This is a genomic window from Parabacteroides sp. PH5-46 (assembly GCF_029892785.1).
In the GTDB taxonomy this organism is placed as follows: domain Bacteria; phylum Bacteroidota; class Bacteroidia; order Bacteroidales; family Tannerellaceae; genus DFXE01.
In genome coordinates, this window is record NZ_JARXXA010000016.1 from 41,796 (window position 1) to 67,528 (window position 25,733).

Genomic DNA, 25,733 nt, shown 5'->3' on the forward strand with positions numbered 1-25,733 from the left:
TCATTCGTCATTCCTTATTTCAGCCACTTATCAAGCCAGTTGAAGAAGACGCGTTGGAATAAGACACCGTTTTGAGGTTGTAATACCCAGTGATTTTCATCAGGAAAGACCAGCATTTCGGTTGGAATTCCGCGTAGCTTGGCTGCATTAAAGGCACTCATACCTTGCGAGGCAAGGATACGGTAATCCAATTCTCCATGTGTAACTAAAATAGGTGTATCCCATTTATCTACAAATAAATGAGGTGAGTTGGCGAATGTTTTTTGAGCAATCGCATTACTCTTATCCCAGTAAGCGCCACCCATATCCCAGTTGGCAAACCACAATTCTTCGGTTTCCAGATATTGCTGTTCCAGATTGAAAATACCGGCATGTGCAATAAAGGCTTTAAAGCGTTTCTGATGATGTCCGGCAAGCCAGTATACAGAGAAACCTCCATAGCTAGCTCCTACTGCTCCCAAGCGTTCTTCATCCACATATGGCTCTTTCGCCATTTCGTCAATCGCAGCAAAATAATCTTTCATATTCTGGCCACCATAATCACCACTGATCTGTTCCAGCCATTCTTGCCCAAAACCGGGTAATCCTCTGCGGTTCGGAGCAACAATGATATAGCCGTTTGCTGCCATAATCTGAAGATTCCAGCGATAGCTCCAGAACTGACTAACCGTATTCTGAGGGCCTCCCTGGCAATACAGCAAGGTGGGGTATTTCTTTGTCGGATCAAAATTCGGCGGATATACAATCCAGGTAAGCATCTGCTTTCCATCGGAGGTTTTTATCCAGCGGGGCTCCGATTTCCCGACAGCCAACTGATCCAGTGTAGCTTTATTCTCAAAACTGATTTCTGTAGCTTCACCAGACTGTGCATTAATTGCATATATCTCAGCCGGACGTTCCATCGAATGGCGTGTCGCAATCATATTACCAGCTACGGCATCCATGCTTGTATAGTCATATTGTCCGGTAGTAATCTGGCGAATCTGCTTATCCAAACCTATTTGCCAGATATGGGTAAGTGCCTCTTTACAAGCAATAAAGTAAAGCGACTTACTATCGGGCAGCCATTGAAAATCGTCTACATTGTAATCGAAGGCAGATGTAAGATACTGCTTTTCTCCCGAAGAGAGGTTGACTATAAACAAACGCTTTTTATCAGACTCATACCCATCTCTTTCCTGACTAATCCAGGCAATAGACGAACCATCCGGCGAAAAAGAAGGATGTGTATCATAGCCCATCATACCCTCAGTCAGGTTGCGGGTTTCCTTTGTAGCAATATTATATATGTATATGTCTGAGTTTGTAGACAATGAATACTCCAATCCGGTTTTCTTACGGCTGGCATAAGCTATCAGGTTTCCGTCCGGACTCCAGGCCAGATCTTCTATTCCATTATGAGGTTTCATCGGGCACTCATAAGGCTCACCTTGCATAATATCAAGGGCTTCACCCATCATTTTCCCATCAAAAGAAGCTACAAACGGATGCGGTATAGTTTCCACCCATTCATCCCAGTGTTTATACATCAAATCATCCACAACGCGGCCAGTAGCCTGGGGCAAATCGGGATACATATCAACAACTCTTTTCCCGTATTTAATATCACTTACGAAAAGAATTTTTGTTTCATCCGGAGAGAGAATAAAGCCATTTATTCCACCCTCATAATTACTTACCCGGCGACGGTTTGTGCCGTCTGCATTCATAATCCAAACCTGCGAATTTCCGCTTTCAGACGATAAAAAAGCAATTTCATTTCCGTTCTTTAACCAAACAGCATTTTGTTCACTTTTTGGCGTTTCTGTAATTTGTTTTTTAGCAGTCCCGTCATAATTCATAACGAATAATTCACGGTTCCCTCTGTTCTGTTCAATACTGAAAAAGCTCACCCCGTAGAGCACTTTGCTTCCATCGGGAGAGAGTTTGGCGTCACTTACGCGTGCTAAGCTATACAGCACTTCCGGGGTCATCAGACCGTTGGATACTTTTATCTCCGTACGCCCGATAAGAGGAGATGTGTTTTCTGTCTTTTTAACTTCGTGCGTACACGCACCCAGCAAAACGGATGCCGAAATAACCATAAAAAAGAAAGTTTTATTCATTTACTTTATAATATATTTTCAACTAAGTGCGAAAATAGTAAATAATATTTATATCTTTGCGATTATAATTTAAGAACTGGATAATTATGAATAAGATTTGGTTATTTGGAGCTGCTATATGCATGTTACTTGCTTACAGCTCGTGTAAACCTAAACAAAGTGCTTATAAAGCCGCTTATGAACAAGCAAGAGAAAGAGAATCAGGCCTACCTGTTGATGAATTTGAAGATGATGAATTTGCAGACGATTATGATGAATTTGAGGATGAATTCGAAGTCGTTTCCAAACCACTTACTGATGAGTTTGAAGAAGACTTGAATGTATCTACACGTCAGGAACGTATCAACCCATATATGGGAGAAAACAGTGCAAATCTAAGACGTTATAGCGTAGTAATAGGCAGTTTCAGAAACAACACAAATGCATACTCGTTGAGAGACCGCATGCAGAGTGATGGTTATAATGCCATGGTTGCCCAAAACGAGCTTGGTATGCTACGTGTTATTGTTTCCAGTTTCGATAGCAAAAGAGACGCTCTGTACAGCAGAGACGCCTTCAGATCTAAATATTATCCGAACTTCCAGGATGCCTGGATTTTGGAACGTTATTATTGATCTGTTTTTATAGTATTTTATTCTTTTATTATATGAAAGGGGATATCCTATAAGTTATCCCCTTTCTGATATATTTTTACCCTACAATCACATGAAAATCATTGATCAGAAACTCCTGAACCAAACGACTGAAAAAGCCAAAGAATCCCCCCGTCTGCGAATGAACTATAACCTTCATGATTCATTGGAAGATTCTCTTAACCGTCTGATCAATGCAATGGAACCCGGCACATACCTGCGTCCGCACCGGCACCTGAATCCCAACAAAGACGAATCATTTCTGATATTACGGGGAAAAGCTGCCATTTTCATTTTTGACGAACAAGGCCATATCACCAAAAAACAAATCCTTGATCCTCTGAACGGAGTATATGGAGCCGACATAAAAGCCGGAGTCTGGCACTCCCTCCTAGTATTGGAAACTGGAACCGTCATCTACGAAGCCAAAGAAGGTCCATTCGCCCCCCTATCCCCCGAAAATTTCGCCCCCTGGAGTCCTGAACCAGAAAACACCCAAGAAGTCGAAGAATACCTGGCATCCCTAGCCCGCTCCTTGTAGTAGTAAGCGATAAGCCATCCCATAGAGTTGTCAGCAACAACCCTTTACCCTTCAGTTTGCTTTCAGCTATAAATATGCTATCTTTACAGCAAAAATGATAAAAAGAAAGCTTTCAGCCATACCTTTGTATTTGCAGATTTTGCTGGGGATGATCGTTGGGATTATCATCGGACTGATAGCTTTATTCATTAATGGTGAGCGATTTATACAGGATTGGATTCGTCCTTGGGGGCAGCTATTTATTCGTTTGTTGCAACTTATTGCTATACCGCTGGTGTTCATTTCCTTGGTGAATGGAGTTAGTGGATTGAAGGATATCAGTAAGTTCTCCAAAATGGGTGGAAAAACGATCTTAATATACATCTTTACTACGGCATTTGCCGTACTACTGGGGCTTGGATTGGGATTGGCTGTTAAGCCGGGAGAACTGGTAGATCAATCACAAATAGTTCATATACAAGAAGACTATTACTCCATTGCCGAGCAGAAAAAACAGGAAGCTGCCGAAACACAAAAACAAGGCCCATTGGCCTTTCTGAACGATATTGTACCGAATAATATAGTAGGTGCTGCTGCTGATAATTCAAAGATGCTGCAAGTAATCTTCTTCGCTATTTTCTTTGGTATAGCCTCCCTTACGATTCCTCCAGAAAAGGTGAAACCTGTTTTGTCTTTGTTTAATGGACTGAACGAGATTATCCTCCGCATGATTGACTACATCATCCGTTTCGCCCCTTTGGGAGTGGCTGCTTTAATGGCCGGATTGATTATTGATTTTAAAGGAGATGCTTCTGTTTTCGGGGCATTGGCAGTATACGCGTTAACCGTAGTTGTGGCATTATTCTCTCTTATTTTTTTCTTCTATCCGGCTCTTATTCACATTTTTACTCAAACAAGGGTAAAGAAATTCTTAAAGGCCATGTACCCGGTACAGCTTTTTGCATTTACTACCAGTAGCAGCGCTGCTACACTACCCGTTACGATGGAAACGGTTGAGAAAGAGCTGGGTGTAGCCAAAGATACAGCCTCTTTTGTTTTGCCCGTTGGAACGACCATTAATATGGATGGTACCAGTTGCTACCAGGCTATTGCCGTTCTCTTTATCGCACAGGTGTTAGGCATAGAACTAGGTCTGATACAACTGCTTACGATCCTCCTTATGACGATCCTCTCCTCCATTGGCACACCGGCCATTCCGGGCGGAAGCTACGTTATACTTACGATGGTACTTACCTCTGTGGGCATCCCTGCCGAAGGCCTGGCGCTTATCTTGGGGATAGACCGTCCATTAGACATGCTCCGCACAGCTGTTAATGTAACAGGCGATGCAACTGTTGCCATAATTATTGACAAAAAATAAAACCTTTTTCATACGTGAAGTGTTTTTTATAGAAATTGTCAAATATTTCTATAAACAATAAATTATGAAAAAGTTTTATTTAATGATGAGTATGGTGTTGTTACTAGCCGCTTGCAACACTAAGAAAGAAGAAAACAAAGCGCAAGAGGTAGCCAATCAGCCTACTATCGAAGGTACTTATTCCGGCGTGCTTCCAAGTGGCATATATGAAGGTAAGCTGCCCACTGCATCCGGTGAAGGCATGAACGTAACAGTAACACTGACAGGTGATACGTATAAGCAAACCATTGTTTATACCGGCAAGTCTACCGAGCCTTTTGTCAAAGAAGGTACGTTTACATGGAACAAAGAAAAGTCCATCATTACTCTGGAAGGTATGGATGCTCCCAACCAATATTTTGTAAGCGACAATACCCTTACCCATCTGGATATGGAAGGCAACAAAATCACCGGAGAACTGGCTGACATGTACATACTAAAGAAAAAATAAGTCTAAATCTGATTGTCGAATAAAAAGTCCTGTGTTTGCAGGACTTTTTTTATTTGCGTTTTTCGTACCTTCGGGGCATGAAGAAAACGTCGAACTTCCGGGATATAAGCGATAGCTTTGCTACTATCGACTTTGAGACTGCGAATCAGGAGCTAAGCAGCATTTGCAGTGTAGGAGTTGTTGTTGTACGTGACGGGATTGTTGCCGACACGTTTTACAGCCTGATTCATCCCGAGCCGGACTACTATCTACACTGGAACTCACAGGTACACGGACTTACGGCAGAAGACACCCTCCATTCACCGGTATTTCCAAAGGTATGGAAGGAGATAGAAGAAATTATCGAAGGCCTCCCGCTGATTGCACATAACAAAGCTTTTGACGAGAATTGTCTGAAGGCTGTATTCAAAACCTATTGCATGGATTATCCGGATTATGACTTCCATTGCACCTTACAGGCCAGCAGGAGACTATTCAAAAACCTGCCCAATCACAAACTACATACCGTAGCCGAATACTGCGGTTTCAACCTGGAGAATCACCACCACGCCCTGGCCGATGCAGAAGCATGCGCCGCCATCGCCCTGGAAGTACTACTCCATAAAGACAAAATAAACGGCTAATATCAGACAGATAAAGGCTGCTACATGGTTCCAGTGCAGGACTTCTCCCTTGAACAGTAAAGTAGAGAAAATAGTAAACACTGTAAGGGTAATAACCTCCTGAATAACCTTCAGCTGCATCAAAGTAAACGGGCCTCCATTCCCCACATACCCAATCCTATTAGCCGGAACCTGAGCACAATACTCCAAAAAAGCAATTGCCCAGCTAAAGACAATAACCCCCATTAAAGGCCAATGCGTGATCACTTTTGTTTCCTGTAACTTTAAATGCCCATACCAGGCAATAGTCATAAATATATTGGAAACAATCAATAACAATACAGAATATACTCCCTGCATACTATTTTTTAGGTTTTATTTTTTGCGGTAAATATTGTTCCTGAATATTCGTCATGCTTCCCCAGAGGCTATAGCGGGCTTCGGGGTTTATGTCTTCCAACTGCTGCAAAATACGTTTCATATCCGAACGGTTTGAACCGGATTCATAAGGACAGTTCTTCACCTGTTTTTTGTATTCTTGCCAGGCGGCCAGCCAGATCAGTTCTTTCTCCGGTACGAGACAAAGCGGACGAATTATTTCCATCTCAAACTTATCCATTTTCAGCTTGGGAGGCATCGTAGAAAAGGCTCCCTGGTGGGTAAGATTCATCAAAAGAGTCTCCAATATATCATCCTGATGATGACCCAGTGCTATTTTGTTGCAGGAGTTTGCCTTAGCTATTTCAAACAAGGCTTTCCGGCGGGTCCAGGAGCAGAGGAAGCAGGGCGACTTCCGGGTATCCGTTGAGGCATCAAAGCTGGTTTCGTGCAACACAAAGGGGATATCATACCGGGCAGCAAAATCCCTCAAATAGGCTTGATCCGAATGGTACGGAATATTCGTCATAACGATATGAGCTGCTACCAGCTCAAAGCGTGGCTGGAATATACGGGAACGATCCCCCAGCAAATCCAGCAGAGCCAGCGAGTCTTTCCCTCCGGACAGACCAATCAGTATACGATCCCCGTCCTTGATCAGTCCATAGTCCAGGATTGCCTTTCGAACCTTATCCTTTATTTTACGATACCGTTTTTCGTCTTCAGAAACTGCTGCCATACCTTATTATTTCGGGTGCAAAAGTAGGCAAATGTGTTCAAAAAAAACATATACGAAATATTATTTTCATTCATCGTCCCACAATTGTTGAACACGTGTTCTACAGTTGTTGAACTCATGTTCTACATATGTTGAACATATGTTCTACAATTGTGGGACTTAATAGCCGAAAACCGCTTTATGCAATTTTTAGAAGGCGAATGATACAGATAACCATAAATATTATTACCTTTGAAACAGCATACTTATTTAACAGGAAAAATGATACAGTTGGTTAAAAGACTTGTTTATTTCATAATAATTATTCTAAGCTACAACAGTTTATACGCCCAAAGCCTTGACCAGGCAAAGAAACTATACAATGAAGGGCAATACGCTGATGCCAAGCCGGCTTTCGAGCGTTTGGTAAAGCAAGCTCCCAATAATGCTTCCTATAATCTTTGGTATGGGGTCTGTTGTTACAAAACAGGCGACCTGGAAGAGGCGGAAAAGTATCTGTCTGTTGCCGTAAAAAGACGGGTACAGGAAGCCCATCTACATCTGGGAGAGATGTATATGGAGTTATACCGTTTTGAAGAAGCAGCCGAAATGTTTGAAGAATATGCGGATCAACTGGCCAAGAAAAAACAGGATGTAGAGCCCTATAAGGCTCAGATGGAACTGGCACAAAAAGCCCAGCGCATGGTAGAAAAAGTAGAGAATATACAAATCATTGATAGTATGGTGGTTGACAAAAACAGCTTCCTTTCCTCTTATACCTTGAGTGAAGAAGGAGGCAGCCTGTCGTATTACAAGGATTTCTTTAATACAGAAGACCTTAACACCACTGTATATATGAATGAGAAAGGGGATAAAATATACTATGCCCGCCCTACCGGCGAAAACCGATATTGCCTGTTTACCCAGTCTCGTCTGCTTGATAATTGGGGGGATGAGAAGCAGCTTCCTATGAACATTAACAGTAAGGAAGACGACAATTACCCCTTCGTACTGTCGGATGGTGTTACCATCTACTATGCCTCCAAAGGAAACGGTTCTATTGGCGGATATGACTTATTTGTAACCCGTTACAACACCAATTCGGACACCTATCTGACACCGGAACAACTGGGGATGCCTTTCAATTCGTTTGCCAACGACTATATGTTGGTCATTGACGAGGCAAAAGGTCTGGGTTGGTTTGTGTCCGACAGGTTCCAGCCAGAGGGTAAAGTATGTGTATACCTCTACATACCAGATGCTTTACGTAGCCGTATCGAAGGAGAAGACATGGCTCTCAAACGCGCACGCGCTACCATTACCTCTATTAAAGACTCCTGGAAACCAGGCTCCGACTATACGGAACTGATCCGACTGGCACATACCGATATACCGTCGGGCAAAGAAGAAATAAAGAAAGATTTTGAGTTCATAATCAACAATACAATTGTCTATTACAAACTGGATGAGATCAAAAGCCCGGAAGCGAAAAGCCATTATCAGAAGGTGATTGAGCTGAACAAGCAGATCAACAGCCTGGATAAAAAGCTAAACGAACTACGGGTAAGTTACACACAAGGCAATCGTGCCCGGAAAGACCAACTAAGGCCTACAATTCTGCAGGCGGAAGAGCAGTTCTTTGGCTTGTTGGACCAACCCGGCGAGTGGGAGAAAAAAGCACGTAATGCCGAGATAAACTTCTTGAAACTCAACCGATAAAAGTAAATTTATTCTACTATTATGATATTAGACATCGTTATCATTATTTTCTTAATGGCTCTGGCTATCTTCTTGATCCTCTTGGAGATATTCCTCTTGCCGGGCATTACGATTGCTGGGATAGGGGGCGCTCTTTTTGCCATCGGCGGCGTTATATACGCCTATACGATCAGCCCATTTGCCGGACATATAACACTGCTTGGCTCGGTTATAGGCTTTGTTATCACCTTCTTCTGGCTATTAAGGGCTAAATCGTTCAATAAGGTAGCCTTGAATACCGATGTGGACTCAAAACTAACGTCCAGCCGCGAGCTGGGTATTGAAGTGGGCGACGAGGGAATAAGCCTTTCCCGCCTAGCACCAATCGGCAAAGCCCGGATCAAAGATATCACAGTAGAAGCCAAGTCTACAGGGGAGTTTATCGATGAAGAAACACCTATTGTAGTAGTCCGTGTAGACGGATATAACGTATTAGTAACAACGAAAGACAATACTATTCACTCATAATAATTAAACTCATGGAAGTAACCTTTTTACCAGCATTTCTATTAGGAGCGGCGATCATACTGTTGATCATCTTCTTCTACTATGTACCGTTCCTGCTTTGGATTTCGGCAAAAGTATCCGGTGTTAATATCTCACTGATACAGTTATTCCTGATGCGTATCCGTAAAGTTCCTCCCGGTGTTATTACACGTGCGATGATTGAAGCACACAAAGCGGGCTTAAAAACCCTTACCCGTGACGAGCTGGAAGCTCATTACCTGGCCGGCGGACATGTAGAACGGGTGGTTCACGCACTGGTTTCTGCCTCCAAGGCTAATATCGACCTGACATTCCAGATGGCTACAGCTATCGACCTGGCCGGACGTGACGTATTTGAAGCCGTACAGATGTCAGTAAACCCCAAAGTAATTGATACTCCTCCGGTTACGGCTGTATCAAAAAATGGTATCCAACTGATAGCCAAGGCTCGCGTTACCGTACGTGCCAATATCAAACAATTGGTAGGGGGAGCAGGTGAAGAAACCATCCTGGCCCGTGTAGGAGAAGGTATTGTATCTTCTATCGGTTCTGCCGACAATCATGAAACGGTTCTTGAAAATCCGGATTCTATCTCTAAACTGGTACTCCGCAAAGGACTGGATGCCGGAACAGCTTTCGAGATCTTATCGATTGATATCGCAGACATCGATATAGGTAAGAACATCGGTGCCGTATTGCAGATGGATCAGGCTCAGGCAGATAAGAACATCGCACAGGCTAAGGCCGAAGAACGTCGCGCCATGGCCGTTGCACTAGAGCAGGAAATGAAAGCAAAAGCTCAGGAAGCCCGCGCCAAGGTAATAGAGGCAGAAGCCGAAGTACCCAAAGCAATGGCAGAAGCCTTCCGCGAAGGAAACCTGGGGATCATGGACTATTACAAAATGAAGAATATAGAGGCCGATACATCTATGCGCGAAGCTATCGCCAAGCCAAATACCGGTCCTTCAAAACCTATAAAAGATTAAGATGAGAGTAATTCCTCCTTCTGAACTGATTATAAATGAAGATGGAAGCGTATTCCATCTTCATTTGAAACCGGAACAACTGGCAGACAAAGTTATATTGGTAGGCGACCCCGACAGGGTACCCACCGTTGCCTCATACTTCGACACAAAGGAGTGTGATGTACAGAGCCGGGAATTCCGCACGATTACAGGTACTTACAAAGGAAAACGCCTTTCGGTAGTATCTCATGGCATCGGTACGGATAACATTGATATTGTGCTGACTGAGCTAGATGCACTGGCCAACATTGATTTTAATGCACGGACTGTCAAGCCGGAACTGAAACAGCTCACTCTGGTACGCGTAGGTACCTCCGGAGGGCTTCAGCCTTTTACTCCTATCGGCACCTATGTAGCTGCCGAAAAATCCATTGGCTTTGATGGCGTTGTCTATTTCTATGCCAATAGCGAAAAGGTGCGCGATACCGACTTTGAAGCCGAATTACTGAAACAGCTTAAATGGCAACCATCCGGCATTTGGCCGTATGTGGTAAACGCTGATCCTTCGCTGATCGAACAAATAACACAAGACGACATTATACGTGGTATAACTATTGCAGCTAATGGCTTTTACGGTCCGCAAGGACGTGAAGTACGCCTACCACTTACCGATCCGGATCTGAACAAAAAGATAGAAGCATTCAACTATCAGGACAAGCAGATTACCAACTTTGAAATGGAAAGCTCGTCTCTGGCTGCCCTGGCTGCTTTAATGGGACACAGAGCCATGACCGTTTGCTGCATCATAGCCGGACGCGTGGATAAAAACATGAACACAAGCTACAAAGGCTCCCTTACCGGATTAATCGAATTAGTATTGGAAAGAATATGAGAAATTCAAAAGAGAAAAAAGATTCGGAAAACTTGCCTTAAAACAAAAACTGCCTCACGAATGATGAGGCAGTTTAGATATAACGAAGTTTATTTATCTCCTTTTATTACAGTTTAGGTAGCTCCCAAGGGGCGCGATAATAGGCTTTTGCCAGTGCATTTGCCTCACTATCATTCACAAACATGCTCTTTGCGTCGTCCCAATGTACTTCACGTTGCAAGCGACAGGATATATTTGCCAAATGAGACATCTTAGCCACCCGGGCGCCTATTTCTATATCACCTGCCGGTAGCTGGCGGCTCTTTATACAAGACAGGAAGTTGCCCACATGATTATACAAGCCTTTCCCCTCTCCTTTCTTAAATGGAACAGCTTCCATCCGGGGAACATTATTGGCAACAACAGGCATTACCTCCCATCCGGCACGAGTTAATAACATCGTTCCATTCTCACCATAAAAGGCCAGGCCTTCTTTCTTATCAAACAATCCGTGATTGACTCCACAAGCATGATCCCAGATGATATTGAAGTCCTTATATGCATAGGTAGCCATTAAGGTATCAGGCGTTTCCATAGCATCGGTAGGATAAGCAAACTTACCTCCGCTTCCGAATACATGACTCGGCAAAGAAGCACCCATTCCTTCCAAGGCATAATCCAGCAAATGGACACCCCAATCAGACATTAAACCACCTGCATAGTCCCAGAAGAAGCGGAAATTATAATGGAAACGATATTCATTGAACGGACGCTTAGGCGCCGGGCCCAGCCACATATCATAGTCGACCCCTGCCGGAGGATTACTGTCGGGCTTAACCGGAAGTGTAGGCTTCCCATCCTGATACGCCCAAACCTTTACGGTACGGATACGTCCGATATTCCCTGCACGTAAATAAGCAGCTGCTTCGTTCCAGTGAGGATCGCTCCGTTGCCATTGTCCTACCTGCACAACCCGGTTATATTTACGGGCAGCTTTCAGCATCAGGTCACATTCTTCTATGGTGTTGGAGAGAGGCTTTTCTACATATACATCTTTGCCTGCCTGAGCAGCCCAGATCATCGGAAGGCAATGCCAATGATCAGGAGTCCCGATAATTACGGCATCGATGTCTTTATTATCAATCACATGCCGCCAATCTTTATATAGGTTTGCTACTTTCTTACCTGTCTTTTTCTCTACATCGGCCGCCCGTTTGTTCAGCCATTCATCGTCTATATCACAAAGAGCCACACATTCTACTTCGGGATAATCTAGAAATGTGTTGAGGTTCGAATATCCCATGCTGCGGCAGCCGATAAGGGCAACCTTTACCTTATTACTGGGAGCTGTTTGTCCGAAAACAGAGCTATAAGAGTTTCCGATTAAAGGCGTAAGCCCTAAAGTAGCAGCTGAAAAAGCCGTTTTTTGTAAAAAGTTTCTCCTATTCATTATGTCTTTTCGTTTTTAACCTTAAAAAAGGTGAATGGTATTAAAAAAGTATATATCTTTAACCTGTGTATAGCATTTTCAAATGCAATAATACGAAATAATATTTACACTGTGTTCGCAAACAACCAAAATAATGAAACCGAAATCAAATATTACGAATTGGTATGTCCTATATACATCAGCCAGAGCCGAGAAACAAGTAAAAGAAAGGATTATGGCTAAGGGATATGAGTGCTGGTTGCCCCTGCACCAGGCTCGGCGTGTATGGTCCGACCGGGTAAAGGTAGTAGAAGTACCTCTGTTTAACTCCTATATATTCGTTAAGTGTCAGGAACACGAAATACGTGACATGATAAAGATCTACGGAGTATCACGCATTGTTTTTTACAATGGAAAACCGGCTGTTATCCGTCAGAAAGAGATAGATGCTATCAAAGAATTCCTGGAACAGGCCGCCAATCGCACCCTTATGGTAGGAGAAGAGGTAGAGATACTGACAGGAGCCATGAAGCACGTATCAGGAAAAGTAAAGAAAATCAAAAAGAAATACCTGCTTCTTTATCTCGAACAAATGGGAGTATCCGTTAGTGTTAGCTTGGAAGACGTTGCACCAGTCAAGCGTCTAAAGTAATTGTTTATACACCTCTTCCATGTTTACATGCGCCCGTACCAAGCTGGCTAATTTGTCATATTGTTCGTTTTTGAAAGCTGTATAATCGAAGGAGCTTGATACCTCCGAGGGGGTGAACTCCTTATCCAGATGATCCAGAACTACCGAATTGTCGAAGATGCCATGTATATAGCTTCCCCAGCAGTTTTGATTCAGGTAGTAGCCATCTGTATTTCCGTTTGCTTGTTTTACTAGCGGTTTTGACTCTGCTCCATCCATTAGCGAAGTTTGTCCCATGTGTATTTCGTATCCTTTGCAGGGGGTATCTGCTGCATTGGGTAAAAAGACAAACTGGCTTTGGCGGGTAACTTTCTCTTTCTCAAGAACGGTTTTCAAAGGCAACAAACCTAAACCCGGCATAAGCAGGATATCCCCCTCTACCCCATCCGGATCTTCCAATTGTACACCCATCATCTGATAGCCCCCGCAAACGCCAATTACCTTTTTGCCATTCTTGTAAGCTTTTACGATTGCGTCTGCAATACCATTTTCCCGGAGTGTCTGCAAATCAGACAAGGTATTCTTGCTACCGGGAAGGATAATGATATCCGCCTTTTCTATTTCCTGAATATCATGGGTATAATAGGGGTTGAAGCGGGGATCCATCTCCAAAACATCAAAATCGGTAAAATTAGACATCCGTCTAAGCAGGATTATAGCGACATTGATCTTGCCTTCGCACCAGGTATTATTCTTCATATCAAGCGCTACAGCATCTTCTTCTTCAATCTTTATATCACGGAAGTATGGGATTATGCCAACTACAGGAACACCGGTCAGCTCTTCCAATATCTTCTTCCCATCGTCAAACAGGGAGATATCTCCTCTGAATTTATTGATAATAATCCCCTTTATCAGGGCTTTTTCTTCAGGAGGCAACAAAGCAATCGTACCATATACGGATCCGAAGACCCCTCCCCTGTCGATATCGGCTATCAGATAGGTATTGGCTCCTGCTGCCAGCGCCATACGCATGTTTGTGATATCGCGATCGCGAAGATTAAGTTCGGAAATACTACCTGCTCCTTCCATAACGATCGGGTTATATTGCTTCTCCAAGCGTTTGAAGGCTTTTCTGACTTCCTGAAACAAGGCTTCTTTGGGGTTTTCCTTTCCAAAATAATCCTTTGCCGACATATTGCCTACCGGCTTTCCATGCAATACAACTTGTGAATTGGTGTCATGGTTAGGTTTTAGCAAAACAGGATTCATATCTGTATGCGGAGCAATACCTGCCGCCTCAGCCTGAACGACTTGGGCACGCCCCATCTCGCCACCTTCCGGGGTTGAATACGAATTCAACGACATATTCTGTGCCTTAAAGGGAGCCGGTGTATAGCCATCTTGTTTGAAGATCCGGCAAAAAGCCGCTGCTATAACACTCTTTCCCGCATCCGAACAGGTTCCTACAAACATAATGGGTCTTAAACGCTGTATCATCTATCACTATTTTATAAGTCACAAAATTAATGATATTTCTTAAAGTTAATTATGTACTTTTGTGACTTCATTTAATGTACTGTATCCTAACATAAAAAACACAAAACGAATGGAATCAATAAAGCAAATATTCAGGATAGGCCACGGGCCGTCAAGTAGCCATACGATGGGGCCAAGACGAGCCGCTCAGATGTTTCTGGAACGCAACAAAGAAGCGGCCAGATTTACTGTTACCTTATACGGTAGCCTGGCTGCCACAGGGGTAGGTCACATGACAGATAAAGCAATACTGGAAATACTGGAGCCGGTAGCTCCTACTACACTGGTATGGGAACCCCAAATCGTTTTGCCCTTCCACCCAAACGGTATGTTCTTCGAGTCGTTCGACAGCAACGACAAAATGATGGAGGCCTGGAGTATCTACAGCATCGGAGGAGGCACATTGGCCAATGAAACCTTCAACGAACAAAAAACTGTCGACATTTACGAAATGAGTACCATACGGGAGATCCAGCAATGGTGCCAAACAACCGGACACTCGTATTGGGAATACGTAGAACAGCGGGAAGGCAGCGAGATATGGGATTACCTGAACGAAGTATGGAAAGTGATGCAGGAAGCGGTACTTCGCGGACTGGAAACGGAAGGAATCATTCCCGGCGGACTGGGTATTCGCAGGAAAGCATCCGATTATCTCATACGTGCCAAAGGCTATGGAAGCAGTATCAAAAGTCGCGGTATGGTATATGCATTCGCATTGGCAGTATCCGAAGAAAATGCTTGCGGAGGCAAGATTGTAACAGCTCCCACTTGTGGTTCTTGCGGAGTGATGCCTTCTGTTTTATACCACCTGAAAGACAGCCGGGAGTTTCGCGATTCACGTATATTACATGCCTTGGCTACTGCCGGTTTGTTTGGTAATGTGGTGCGTACAAATGCCTCTATCTCCGGAGCAGAAGTAGGTTGTCAGGGAGAGATCGGTGTGGCTTGTGCCATGGCTGCTGCAGCCGCCAGTCAACTATTCGGAGGTACGGCTGCCCAAATAGAATACGCAGCAGAAATGGGACTCGAACATCACCTGGGACTCACTTGCGACCCGGTTTGCGGATTGGTACAAATCCCTTGTATAGAACGTAATGCCTTTGCTGCTGCCCGTGCATTGGACGCCAACACCTACTCCAACTTCTCTGATGGCCGCCACCGGGTAAGTTTCGACCAAGTAGTAGAGGTAATGCGTCAGACAGGACACGATTTACCCAGTCTGTATAAAGAAACCTCCGAAGGAGGCTTAGCCATTGTAAAAGGTAAACAATAAACTAAATAAATTATGAAAACGCTTATTTGTTATCTGGCGATTGCTTGTCTTTTCTTTTCGTGCAAACAAGTTGCCAAAGAAGTAGAAACAAGTGGTAACCCTATATTCGAGGGATGGTATGCCGATCCGGAAGGGATTATCTATGATGATACCTATTGGGTTTATCCCACCTGGAGTGATCTTTACGAGAACCAGATATTTTTCGATTGCTTCTCATCTAAAGACCTGGTAAACTGGACAAAGCATCCCAGCATACTTGACACTACAGAAGTAAAATGGGCCAAACGTGCTATGTGGGCTCCATCGGTTATCCGTAAAGACGGAAAATATTACTTCCTGTTCAGTGCCAACGATGTACACGAGGGCGAAGTAGGCGGTATCGGAGTAGCTGTCAGCGACCGTCCGGAAGGTCCCTACAAAGATTTGTTGGGAAAGCCCCTGATAAACGAGATCATCAATGGGGCACAACCGATCGACCAGTTCGTATTCCGCGACGATGATGACACATACTACATGTATTACGGTGGTTGGAGGCATTGTAATATCGTAAAGCTAAACGATGACTTCACCGGATTAGTACCCTTTGAAGATGGCGAAATATACAAGGAAGTAACGCCCGAAAACTACGTAGAAGGCCCTTTCATGTTCAAGAAAAACGGCAAGTATTACTTCATGTGGAGCGAAGGGGGCTGGGGCGGCCCGGATTATTGCGTGGCTTATGCCATAGCCGATTCACCTTTCGGTCCGTTTAACAGGATCGCTAAAATACTTGAACAAGACCCTGAAGTGGCCACTAGTGCCGGACACCATTCAATTATGCACGTCCCCGGATCGGAAGATTACTACATCGTATACCATCGCCGCCCGCTGAATGACAAGGCCCGGGATCATCGCGCAACCTGTATTGAAAAAATGACATTCGACGACAAAGGATTCATAAACCCTGTTAAAATAACTTTCGAAGGCGTAGCCTCACGAACCATAAATAAGTAATAAAAAAATCGCATACGTGCTATTGAAAAATCGCACGCATGCGTTTTCAAGATCACATGCATGCGTTTTGTAAAACGTATGCATGCGATTTTTAGCCCCTATACATCCCTGTAAAATAGGGCAAAGCGGCAGACCGTCAATCACACGTCAAAATTTGTTATAAAAACAAAACGTATTTCCTTCGCGTACTATATAAATACAAAAGATTCTAGCCTACTTTCCCTTCCGTTAAATATATATAAAAGAGAAAGATAGAGAAGTACTATATTGCTTTTTCACTATATATTTGACATATGTGTCAAACAAATCAGTCAAAACATTAAATAACATCTATAGAAAATGGGAACGGATGATACAAACAATATGGAAACCAGAGTTATAGAGGCGGCTAAAGTAGTATTCGTACGGAAAGGATATGTGGCTACAACGATGAAGGATATTGCTGACGAAGTGGGTATTAGCCGTACATCGCTGCATTACTACTTCCGCACCAAAGAGACCTTGTTCGAGGCTATATTCGAGCAGTTGATGAAGCACCTTTTGCCTAATATAGAAACAATCATCAACGAGAAGAGTTCTGTTCTGGAAAAGGCTCCTGCTATCGTCACACAGTATTTGCAGGCAATCAGACAGAATATGTTATTTCCCATATTTGTAGTAAGCGAAATAAACAGAGATCCGGAGCATCTTTTTCATGCCATACTGAAAAATCCATCTAAAATAGAGCCTCTCCTGCGATTACGAGAACAGATCTATGAGGAAATGGAACAAGGGTTGATTCAAAAAAGACCTCTGGTCGACATTGCTTCCACTTTGCTTAGCTTGGTTCTTTTCCCCTTTTTGCTGAAAACACCCCTCACCAAGGTATTTATGGATAACAACGAAGCAGCCTTCAAAGATTTCCTGTTGAACCGGGAAAAACTAATCACGGAAATCATGCTTTATCTACTTACACCCAACAATTCATCACCTATCAAACCCATCTGACGTATGAAACGTATTTGTTTATGCCTCATTATGATTACTTTCCTGTTGAACAACCACATAAAAGGACAGGAAGCCATCACCATTACACAATGCTATGAGCTGGCACGCGCAAACTATCCCCAAATCAAGCAATACGGACTGATCGGCCAAACAGAACAATACAACCTCTCAAACGCTGCCAAAGGGTGGTTACCGCAAGTGGCGATCAATGCAAAGGCCTCGTACCAGAGCGATGTAACTAAGTTACCGTTCGACAGTGATATGTTATCTGCCCTCATCCCAAGATTCACAATCCCAACTCTGAGCAAAGATCAGTACCAAGTGACAGCAGAAGTAAGCCAAACCATCTGGGACGGAGGCATTATTCAATCTTCACGCGAGTTGTCACGCGCTCAGGCAACAGCCGAACGGGAACAGCTCGAAAGTGACTTATACCCACTGATAGATCGCGTAAACCAACTCTATTTCGGCTGTTTACTACAAGACGAACTATTGCTTCAAAACGCCACCTTGCAGAAAGAGTTACAGGTAAACATAGACAAGATCAAAGCTATGATAGACAATGGAATAGCCAACCAGTCCGACCTGGAAAGTATGCAAGTAGAACTACTAAATACCCGCCAACGGGAAATAGAACTGAAAGCCAGTCGCACGGCCTACGGGCAGATGCTTGGGGTATTGATAAATGAGACCCCACCCCTCCTCGCTCCACCCCCCAACCCCCTGAAGGGGGGACTAACTGCGGCATCCCATATTACCCCCCCTTCAGGGGGTTGGGGGGTGGAGCGCCCGGAACTACGCGCCTTGGATGCTAAGAACCATTTATTGGATGTACAAAACAAACAAATCACAGCAGGACTCATGCCGCGTTTAGGACTATTTGTGCAGGGGGGCTATGGCAGGCCAGGATTGAATATGCTGAAAGACAGCTTCGAGCCCTTCTACATTGCCGGTGTACGCCTGTCGTGGAACATCGGAAAGTTTTACACCTTGAATAATGATCGCCGGAGGATAGAAATCAATCGCCAAGCCATTGATATGCAAAGGGAAACCTTTTTATTCAACACATCCCTACAGGTAGTACAACAGAATACAGAAATACAAAAAATGAACGAGTTACTGAATACTGACTATGAAATCGTACGCCTGCGGGAGAGCATCAAGAAAGCTGCAGAAGTAAAGCTGGAGAACGGCGTTATTTCCGTAACCGACCTGATACGGGAAATACATGCCGAAGATATGGCAAAGCAAACGGCTGCTACCCATCGGATACAACAACTGATGGCTATTTATAATTATATGTACACAACGAATAATCAATAAGCAAATGAAACGAGTGACTTATTTGGCATTAGCCATTCTTATACTGGCAGGCAGTACGGCATGCCGGAACAATCAAGGTTCCTTTGATACTACAGGCGTTTTTGAAGCAACCGAGATATTGGTTTCATCAGAGGTGAACGGTCGGATTATGGAGTTGAATATACAGGAAGGAGATCGCCTGGAAGCAGGAGCATATCTCGGCTATGTAGACAGTATACATCTACATTTGCAGAAGATGCAACTGGCTGCCGGGCTAAAGGCTGTAGACATTCGTAAACCGGACATCCGCAAGCAAATAGCAGCTCTGGAGCAACAAATAGCCACAGCACGCACAGAGCAGCAACGCATGGAAAACCTAGTGAATGCCAAAGCCGGAAACCAGAAACAGCTGGATGACATTATAAACAACATCAAGTACTTACAAAAGCAACTGGACGCTCAATATTCCACATTAAACAAGACTTCCGGCAGTACAGATGCAGAAGCGGAAGGCTTGCAATACCAAATCATGCAATTAGACAACCAACTGCAAAAGTGCAGGATCGTGAACCCACAAACCGGCACAGTATTAACTAAATATGCAGAGCCCGGAGAAGTAACAGCCGCCGGAAAGCCACTCTACAAGATAGCAGACACAGACCTGCTCTATTTACGCGCTTACATCACGGCAGGACAACTAACACAATTAAAGACAGGACAAAGCGTACGGGTATTTGCCGATTACGGAGAAATAGAGCAACGCGAATATCCCGGCACCATCACCTGGATATCCGACAAGTCCGAATTCACCCCCAAAGGCATCCAAACCAAAGACGAACGAGCCAACCTAGTATACGCCATCAAGATAGCCGTCAAAAACGACAGATACCTAAAGATCGGACAGTATGGGGAAGTGGAGTTTAACCCAAATCACCCCCTAACCCCCTAAAGGGGGGACTTTCCTGTTTTTTACTTATAAAAGAAATATTATGAATAAAGAATCAATGTTTTATGGGGCTCCTCCTATTTTATTTGAATTGGCAAAAGAATTAAGGCTTCAAGAAACGGAAGCTGAAAAGTATTTATGGCAATTTTTATCAGGTAAGCAATTCCATGGATATCGTTTCAAAAGGCAACATCCTATCTTATACTTTATAGCAGATTTCTATTGTCATAAAATAAAGCTTGTAATAGAGGTAGATGGAAGTTACCATAGGGTACCTGAACAATATGAATACGACAAAAACAGAGAGCACGAATTAGAAGAATTAGGCATTAGAGTAATTCGTTTTACTAATGAAGAAGTTCTGTTTGACATTGACAGCGTATTAAAAAAGATAGCTAAAGCATTAAGCCATGAGAACGATAAAGATTGAAAAAATATATAAATCGTATACGCCCAAACCCAAACCTCCCCCCCAACCCCCTAAAGGGGGGGCTAACTGCGGATCCCCATATTGCCCCCCCTTTAGGGGGTTGGGGGGTGGAATGCTGGGGGCTGCCTTACAGGGTATTTCTCTGGAGGTGAAACCTGGGGAGTTGTTTGGTATTATCGGTCCGGATGGAGCGGGGAAAACAACACTGTTTCGTATCCTTACAACCTTATTGTTGCCGGATGGCGGGTCGGCCTCTGTTTGTGGCTTAGATGTCGTTAGAGACTGGAAAGAGATACGCCGGAGGGTAGGTTATATGCCGGGGCGCTTCTCGCTGTATCAAGATCTTTCGATAGAAGAAAACCTCAGCTTTTTTGCTTCTGTATTTCAGACAACTGTCAAGGAAAATTACGATTTGATACGTGATATTTATGTACAAATAGAACCTTTCAAAAAACGACGAGCCGGAAAGCTATCCGGAGGGATGAAGCAGAAGTTGGCGCTGTGTTGCGCCCTGATCCATCGTCCGGAAGTCTTATTCCTCGATGAACCGACAACAGGAGTAGACCCGGTATCACGTACCGAGTTTTGGGATATGCTGGACAGGCTGACGAAGCAAGGTATCACCATCCTTGTCTCCACTCCCTATATGGACGAGGCTTCGCGTTGTGACCGGATCGCTCTGATGCGCTCGGGAGAGTTTCTTTCGGTAGACACACCGGCTCATATCCGCCAGTCATTCAGCAAAACGCTATATAGCATACATTCCAGCGAGATGTTCAAGCTATTGGGGGATATAAGAAAGTGGGAAGGAAGCGAGTCCTGTTATGCCTTCGGCGATTCACACCATCTGACATTAAAACCAGATGCTCCCGGCATACAAGCCCTACAAAACCTTCTGCTGGAAAAAGGCTACAAAGACATAGGTATCAAGCTTATCGACCCAAGCATAGAAGATTGTTTCATGGAGTTAATCGCTAATCATTAACCTTTTATCATTATTTTGGATGAACGCAATAGAGGTAAAAGAACTAACAAAACGTTTTGGAAACTTTACAGCTGTAGACCGTATCAGCTTTGAAGTGGAAAGCGGCGAAATATTCGGATTTCTAGGTGCCAACGGAGCCGGAAAAACTACCGCTATGCGTATGCTCTGCGGCTTATCCACTCCTACATCAGGCGAGGCTACAGTAGCCGGATATGACGTTTACAAAGAAGGAGAACAAATTAAGAAGCATATCGGGTACATGAGCCAGAAGTTCTCACTCTACGGCAATCTGAAAGTATGGGAGAATATCCGGCTGTTCGGAGGAATCTACGGCCTCTCCAGAAAGCAGTTAGCCTCTAAAACAGACGAACTTCTGCACACCTTGGAACTGGAACAGGAACGAGAAACCCTTGTGGATGCACTACCCTTGGGCTGGAAGCAGAAACTGGCTTTCTCAGTAGCAATCATTCATGAACCTAAAATTGTATTCCTGGATGAACCTACAGGAGGAGTAGACCCCATCACACGTCGGCAATTCTGGGAGCTGATTTACGAAGCCTCTGCACGTGGCATCACCATCTTTGTTACTACACATTACATGGATGAAGCGGAATACTGCCACCGTGTGTCTATTATGGTAGATGGAAGAATAGAAGCACTTGACAGACCTTCTGTGTTGAAAACCACCTATAAAGCAGCAAATATGAACAAAGTATTCCAGGCATTAGCAAGGAAAGCAACCCGAGGAGAATAAGCCTATGAAACAGTTTATATCCTTCATCAGAAAAGAGTTTTATCACATTTTCCGTGATATACGCACAACCATCATTATACTGGTTATCCCCATTGTACTGATTATCCTTTTCGGATACGCCATCTCTACGGAAATCAAGAGTACACCTATGGCAGTCCTCGACTACAATAGAGACAATGTAACCACAAAGCTTATAGAGCAGTTACAAGCCAGCGAATACTTCGATCTGTATACCTCAGCAAAGAGCTACGAAGAAGTAGAAAGCCTCTTCCGGCAGGGGAAGATCAAGATAGCAATCATCCCCCAGCCCCCTAAAGGGGGGGTAATATGGAGATCCGCAGTTAGCCCCCCCTTTAGGGGGTTGGGGGGTGGGTTGCAGGGTGGAGTGCAAATACTCGTAGATGCAACTGACCCCAATGAAGCTACCTTACTTGTTCAGTATGCCACAGCTATTATAGCATCATCCGGCATGGCTCAGGAAACCATCTCGGTAAGCAATGTGCAACCTGGCATTACACCTACTGTCAGCCTGCTTTATAATCCGCAGATGAAAGGGGCATACAACTTTGTACCGGGGGTTATGGGCTTAGTACTCATTCTGATCTGTGCTTTGATGACCTCTGTAGGCATTGTCAGGGAGAAGGAACTTGGCACCATGGAGGTGCTGCTGGTTTCTCCCCTCAAACCTGTTTATATTATCCTGGCAAAGGCCGTTCCCTACCTGCTTATCAGCATTATAAATATCGGGACCATCCTGTTCTTGTCGCGTTTTTTGTTGGATGTTCCTATCGTTGGCAGCCTGTGGCTGTTAGTTGCATTATCCATATTATATGCCATTGTTTCCCTCTGTTTGGGATTGCTAATTTCCACTATAACAGACACCCAGCAGGCTGCTATGCTAATCAGCGGAATGGTGTTAATGCTTCCGGTTATGCTGTTAAGTGGTATGATATTTCCTATCGAAAATATGCCCTGGATACTACAAATACTATCCAATATCGTACCGGCCAAGTGGTATATCATTGCTGTAAAAGACGTAATGATAAAAGGTTTAGGCTTAGAAGCTATCCTGCCGGAGGTGGGTATCCTGCTCTTCATGGCTCTCTTTATTATCATTGTGAGTGTCAAACGCTTTAAGATTCGTTTAGCATGAGAACATTACTATATCTGTTGGAGAAAGAATTTAAGCAGATCCGGCGAGACCGCTTTCTGCCAAAGATTATCTTCGCTATGCCGGTTTTGCAACTGCTGATTCTGCCCTTTGCCGCCAATTTTGAGATGCGGAACATCAATCTGGGAATCATAGACAATGATCATTCCGTTTACTCCCAGCGTTTGACGGAAAAGATCCTCTCTTCTGGCTACTTCAAGCTTAGCGACGTGTCTACCCACTATCAGGACGGATTGGCATCCATTGAAAGTAACGAATCAGACCTTTTGCTGGAAATACCCAATGGATTTGAGCGGGAACTGGGACGGGAAGGGCAGGCTACAGTCTCCATTGCAGCCAACGCTATCAACGGAACAAAGGGAGGACTGGGCAGCTCTTATTTGTCGAACATCATACAAAGTTTCAATCAGGAGTTAGGCTATGGACATGCAAGTATGGCGGAAGGAATTAGCTGGAGTTACCTCTTTAATCCTCACCTCAATTATAAGTTCAATATGGTACCCGGTATCATGGTATTCTTGCTTACGCTTATCGGAGGGTTTATCTCTGCTCTGAATATTGTGAGCGAGAAAGAGAAAGGTACAATAGAGCAGATTAATGTCAGCCCCTTACACAAATCAATGTTCCTGCTCTCCAAACTGATCCCTTTCTGGATTATCGGATTTATATTATTAACAATCGGATGCCTCATTACCTGGATTGTTTACGGGCTCACTCCCGTGGGTAGTTTTGGAACTATTTACCTGTTTGCAGCTGTCTACCTGATTGCCTTTACGGGATTCGGGCTGGCTATTTCGTCTATCTCGTCTACCCAGCAACAAGCCATGTTTTCTGCTTTCTTTTTTATCATCATCTTTGCGTTGATGAGTGGGCTTTTCACCCCCATAAGCAGTATGCCCGAATGGGCGCAAAAACTCACGTTATTCAATCCCGTACGCTATTTTATAGACGTAATGCGCATGGTATACCTGAAAGGAAGCGGACTGAACGACCTCTTACAGCAGTTTGGAGTAATTTGCCTCTTTGCCATAGGCTTCAATATATTAGCCATTTTCGGCTACCGAAAGAGTAGCTGATACTGCAAATATTTCGTTTCTTTGTATCAGGATAGGAAAGTGTATGGATACCCCATCTACATATATCGCAAATAGTGAACACTACTCCATTGTGCTGGATAAGGTTCAAAAGGTAAGGAAAGTACTCTGGATAGGTACTGCCGACATCAAAGACTTGTATGTGAAACAGGGTACCGCTTCTTTTCCTTTTCTGAAAGTGCTTTCAAACCTCATACAGCGAGGAGTGGAGATACGTTTGATCCACGCAAAGGAGCCGGGTCCGAATTTTCGGAAAGATTTTGACAAATACCCCGCTTTAGCATCCGGTCTGGAGAGGGTACTATGCCCCCGTGTGCATTTTAAACTGATGATCTTCGACCTGGAAACAGTCTATATAGGATCGGCCAACCTGACAGGTGCAGGCATTGGTATGAAAGGAGATGATACACGTAACTTTGAGGCTGGGATCTTAACGTCAGATCCCGCACTGGTGGAGGCTACTATTAACCAGTTTGATACAGTCTGGATGGGCAGTTTCTGTTCCAAATGTAAACGTAAAACCTTCTGTGGCGACCGGATCAAATAAACTTACGCATACCTTCCGACAGCCGATGAGATAAGGCTTCCGTCATATAAATTAACAACCCGGTGGGCAAAAGAAGCATCATGCATGGAATGGGTTACCATTACGATTGTAGCACCCTCCCGGTTTAACTCTGTCAACAGCTGCATTACTTCATTTCCATTTTTCGAATCCAGATTACCAGTAGGTTCGTCAGCCAGAATGATCTTTGGCCTGGCAACTACTGCTCTGGCAATCGCTACCCGCTGTTGTTGCCCGCCAGATAGTTGCTGAGGAAAATGATGTGCCCGATGGCCGATATTCATGCGCTTTAATACCTGAGCTACTCTCTTTTTTCGCTCGGAAGCTTTCACATCTAAATAGGTTAACGGAAGCTCTACATTCTCCTGTATATTCAGTTCATCGATCAGATTAAAACTTTGGAAAACAAAACCGATATTCCCCTTTCGTATACAGGTTCGTTCTCTTTCTCTCAAGTGCCCTACCTCTTGGTTTCCGAGATAATAATTCCCTTCTGTCGGGCTATCTAATAGGCCAAAGATATTCAGCAAGGTAGACTTGCCACATCCCGATGGCCCCATGATTGCAACAAACTCATTGTCTTTCACTTCCATGGAGACCTTGTGAAGGGCGATTGTCTCCACCTCTTCCGTACGGAAGAACTTACTGATACTCTCTAACTTGATCATAATTATTACGTCTTTTACCTATAAGACGTATCAGCAGGTTCTCCCGTTGCAGTTTTT

27 protein-coding genes are annotated in these 25,733 nt (G+C 44.0%); 21 read left to right on the top strand and 6 right to left on the bottom strand.

Translation table 11 applies throughout. From position 1 onward, the window contains the following. Positions 1–14: 14 nt before the first annotated feature. Positions 15–2,105, bottom strand: a complete 2,091-nt coding sequence (locus M2470_RS14950; RefSeq protein ID WP_280745819.1) for a S9 family peptidase — start codon at positions 2,103–2,105, stop codon at positions 15–17. Between the two features lie 86 nt (positions 2,106–2,191). Between M2470_RS14950 and M2470_RS14955 the strand changes: the two genes are divergently transcribed. The 5 genes from M2470_RS14955 to M2470_RS14975 all read left to right on the top strand — a co-directional run bounded on the left by M2470_RS14955 (position 2,192) and on the right by M2470_RS14975 (position 5,751). Further along, positions 2,192–2,719, top strand: a complete 528-nt coding sequence (locus M2470_RS14955; RefSeq protein ID WP_280745818.1) for an SPOR domain-containing protein — start codon at positions 2,192–2,194, stop codon at positions 2,717–2,719. Positions 2,720–2,810: 91 nt separating this feature from the next. Further along, positions 2,811–3,278, top strand: a complete 468-nt coding sequence (locus M2470_RS14960; protein WP_280745817.1) for a WbuC family cupin fold metalloprotein — start codon at positions 2,811–2,813, stop codon at positions 3,276–3,278. A gap of 94 nt (positions 3,279–3,372) precedes the next feature. Then, complete coding sequence (locus tag M2470_RS14965; RefSeq protein WP_280745816.1) at positions 3,373–4,638, top strand: dicarboxylate/amino acid:cation symporter; 1,266 nt, start codon at positions 3,373–3,375, stop codon at positions 4,636–4,638. Between the two features lie 64 nt (positions 4,639–4,702). Next, a complete protein-coding gene (locus M2470_RS14970) occupies positions 4,703–5,128 on the top strand; it encodes a copper resistance protein NlpE (protein ID WP_280745815.1) in 426 nt (141 codons plus the stop codon). A gap of 77 nt (positions 5,129–5,205) precedes the next feature. Continuing rightward, on the top strand, positions 5,206–5,751 hold the full coding sequence (locus tag M2470_RS14975; protein ID WP_280745814.1) for a 3'-5' exonuclease: 546 nt from the start codon (positions 5,206–5,208) through the stop codon (positions 5,749–5,751). Here M2470_RS14975 and M2470_RS14980 read toward each other — a convergent pair. Further along, positions 5,722–6,090 carry a DMT family protein gene (locus M2470_RS14980; RefSeq protein WP_280745813.1) on the bottom strand — a complete coding sequence of 123 codons (369 nt, stop codon included), beginning with the start codon at positions 6,088–6,090 and terminating at the stop codon, positions 5,722–5,724. The two genes, M2470_RS14975 and M2470_RS14980, sit on opposite strands and share 30 nt — an antisense overlap. Before the next feature lies 1 nt (position 6,091). After that, the gene (locus M2470_RS14985; protein ID WP_280745812.1) at positions 6,092–6,847 is read right to left on the bottom strand and encodes an ATP-binding protein; all 756 of its coding nucleotides are present in this window, start codon (positions 6,845–6,847) and stop codon (positions 6,092–6,094) included. Between the two features lie 261 nt (positions 6,848–7,108). Between M2470_RS14985 and M2470_RS14990 the strand changes: the two genes are divergently transcribed. Genes M2470_RS14990 through M2470_RS15005 form a run of 4 tightly spaced genes read left to right on the top strand, consistent with a single transcriptional unit; the run spans position 7,109 to position 10,927 of the window. Next, positions 7,109–8,545, top strand: coding sequence for a tetratricopeptide repeat protein (locus tag M2470_RS14990; RefSeq protein WP_280771198.1), 1,437 nt, complete (start codon positions 7,109–7,111; stop codon positions 8,543–8,545). 21 nt (positions 8,546–8,566) lie between these two features. Continuing rightward, positions 8,567–9,052 carry an NfeD family protein gene (locus M2470_RS14995; RefSeq protein WP_280745810.1) on the top strand — a complete coding sequence of 162 codons (486 nt, stop codon included), beginning with the start codon at positions 8,567–8,569 and terminating at the stop codon, positions 9,050–9,052. Positions 9,053–9,063: 11 nt separating this feature from the next. Beyond that, positions 9,064–10,056, top strand: a complete 993-nt coding sequence (gene floA, locus M2470_RS15000) for a flotillin-like protein FloA (RefSeq protein ID WP_280745809.1) — start codon at positions 9,064–9,066, stop codon at positions 10,054–10,056. 1 nt (position 10,057) lies between these two features. After that, positions 10,058–10,927, top strand: coding sequence for a nucleoside phosphorylase (locus tag M2470_RS15005; RefSeq protein WP_280745808.1), 870 nt, complete (start codon positions 10,058–10,060; stop codon positions 10,925–10,927). Between the two features lie 106 nt (positions 10,928–11,033). Here M2470_RS15005 and M2470_RS15010 read toward each other — a convergent pair whose 3' ends face one another. Continuing rightward, the gene (locus M2470_RS15010) at positions 11,034–12,356 is read right to left on the bottom strand and encodes a Gfo/Idh/MocA family oxidoreductase (protein WP_280745806.1); all 1,323 of its coding nucleotides are present in this window, start codon (positions 12,354–12,356) and stop codon (positions 11,034–11,036) included. A gap of 133 nt (positions 12,357–12,489) precedes the next feature. Between M2470_RS15010 and M2470_RS15015 the strand changes: the two genes are divergently transcribed. After that, positions 12,490–12,987 (top strand): UpxY family transcription antiterminator, encoded by a 498-nt coding sequence (locus tag M2470_RS15015; RefSeq protein WP_280745805.1) that lies wholly within the window; start codon positions 12,490–12,492, stop codon positions 12,985–12,987. Here M2470_RS15015 and M2470_RS15020 read toward each other — a convergent pair. Next, on the bottom strand, positions 12,979–14,466 hold the full coding sequence (locus M2470_RS15020; protein ID WP_280745804.1) for a cobyric acid synthase: 1,488 nt from the start codon (positions 14,464–14,466) through the stop codon (positions 12,979–12,981). The two genes, M2470_RS15015 and M2470_RS15020, sit on opposite strands and share 9 nt — an antisense overlap. 109 nt (positions 14,467–14,575) lie before the next feature. Here M2470_RS15020 and M2470_RS15025 point away from each other — a divergent pair, with 109 nt between their 5' ends. From M2470_RS15025 to M2470_RS15075, 11 genes are all read left to right on the top strand, one after another. Next, positions 14,576–15,781 (top strand): L-serine ammonia-lyase, encoded by a 1,206-nt coding sequence (locus M2470_RS15025; RefSeq protein ID WP_280745803.1) that lies wholly within the window; start codon positions 14,576–14,578, stop codon positions 15,779–15,781. Between the two features lie 12 nt (positions 15,782–15,793). Further along, positions 15,794–16,774, top strand: coding sequence for a glycoside hydrolase family 43 protein (locus M2470_RS15030; RefSeq protein ID WP_280745802.1), 981 nt, complete (start codon positions 15,794–15,796; stop codon positions 16,772–16,774). A 339-nt stretch (positions 16,775–17,113) separates the two neighbouring features. Next, complete coding sequence (locus M2470_RS15035; RefSeq protein ID WP_280746484.1) at positions 17,114–17,761, top strand: TetR/AcrR family transcriptional regulator; 648 nt, start codon at positions 17,114–17,116, stop codon at positions 17,759–17,761. A gap of 3 nt (positions 17,762–17,764) precedes the next feature. Continuing rightward, positions 17,765–19,084 carry a TolC family protein gene (locus M2470_RS15040; RefSeq protein ID WP_280745800.1) on the top strand — a complete coding sequence of 440 codons (1,320 nt, stop codon included), beginning with the start codon at positions 17,765–17,767 and terminating at the stop codon, positions 19,082–19,084. A 4-nt stretch (positions 19,085–19,088) separates the two neighbouring features. Then, positions 19,089–20,012: an HlyD family efflux transporter periplasmic adaptor subunit gene (locus M2470_RS15045; protein WP_280745798.1), complete on the top strand. Its 924-nt coding sequence runs from the start codon at positions 19,089–19,091 to the stop codon at positions 20,010–20,012. Between the two features lie 40 nt (positions 20,013–20,052). Further along, on the top strand, positions 20,053–20,439 hold the full coding sequence (locus M2470_RS15050) for an endonuclease domain-containing protein (protein ID WP_280745797.1): 387 nt from the start codon (positions 20,053–20,055) through the stop codon (positions 20,437–20,439). 112 nt (positions 20,440–20,551) lie between these two features. Continuing rightward, positions 20,552–21,424, top strand: coding sequence for an ABC transporter ATP-binding protein (locus tag M2470_RS15055; protein ID WP_280745866.1), 873 nt, complete (start codon positions 20,552–20,554; stop codon positions 21,422–21,424). Positions 21,425–21,443: 19 nt separating this feature from the next. Beyond that, complete coding sequence (locus M2470_RS15060) at positions 21,444–22,178, top strand: ABC transporter ATP-binding protein (RefSeq protein WP_280745796.1); 735 nt, start codon at positions 21,444–21,446, stop codon at positions 22,176–22,178. A 4-nt stretch (positions 22,179–22,182) separates the two neighbouring features. Beyond that, a complete protein-coding gene (locus M2470_RS15065) occupies positions 22,183–23,331 on the top strand; it encodes an ABC transporter permease (RefSeq protein WP_280745795.1) in 1,149 nt (382 codons plus the stop codon). Then, positions 23,328–24,425 (top strand): ABC transporter permease, encoded by a 1,098-nt coding sequence (locus M2470_RS15070; protein WP_280745794.1) that lies wholly within the window; start codon positions 23,328–23,330, stop codon positions 24,423–24,425. The genes M2470_RS15065 and M2470_RS15070 overlap by 4 nt, the downstream gene beginning before the upstream one ends. Positions 24,426–24,468: 43 nt before the next feature. Then, on the top strand, positions 24,469–24,990 hold the full coding sequence (locus M2470_RS15075) for a phospholipase D-like domain-containing protein (protein ID WP_280745793.1): 522 nt from the start codon (positions 24,469–24,471) through the stop codon (positions 24,988–24,990). Between the two features lie 2 nt (positions 24,991–24,992). Here the strand turns inward: M2470_RS15075 and M2470_RS15080 are convergent, their stop codons facing one another. Beyond that, entirely contained in the window at positions 24,993–25,676 is a 684-nt protein-coding gene (locus M2470_RS15080; protein WP_280745792.1) for an ABC transporter ATP-binding protein, read from the bottom strand. Positions 25,677–25,733: the final 57 nt, after the last annotated feature.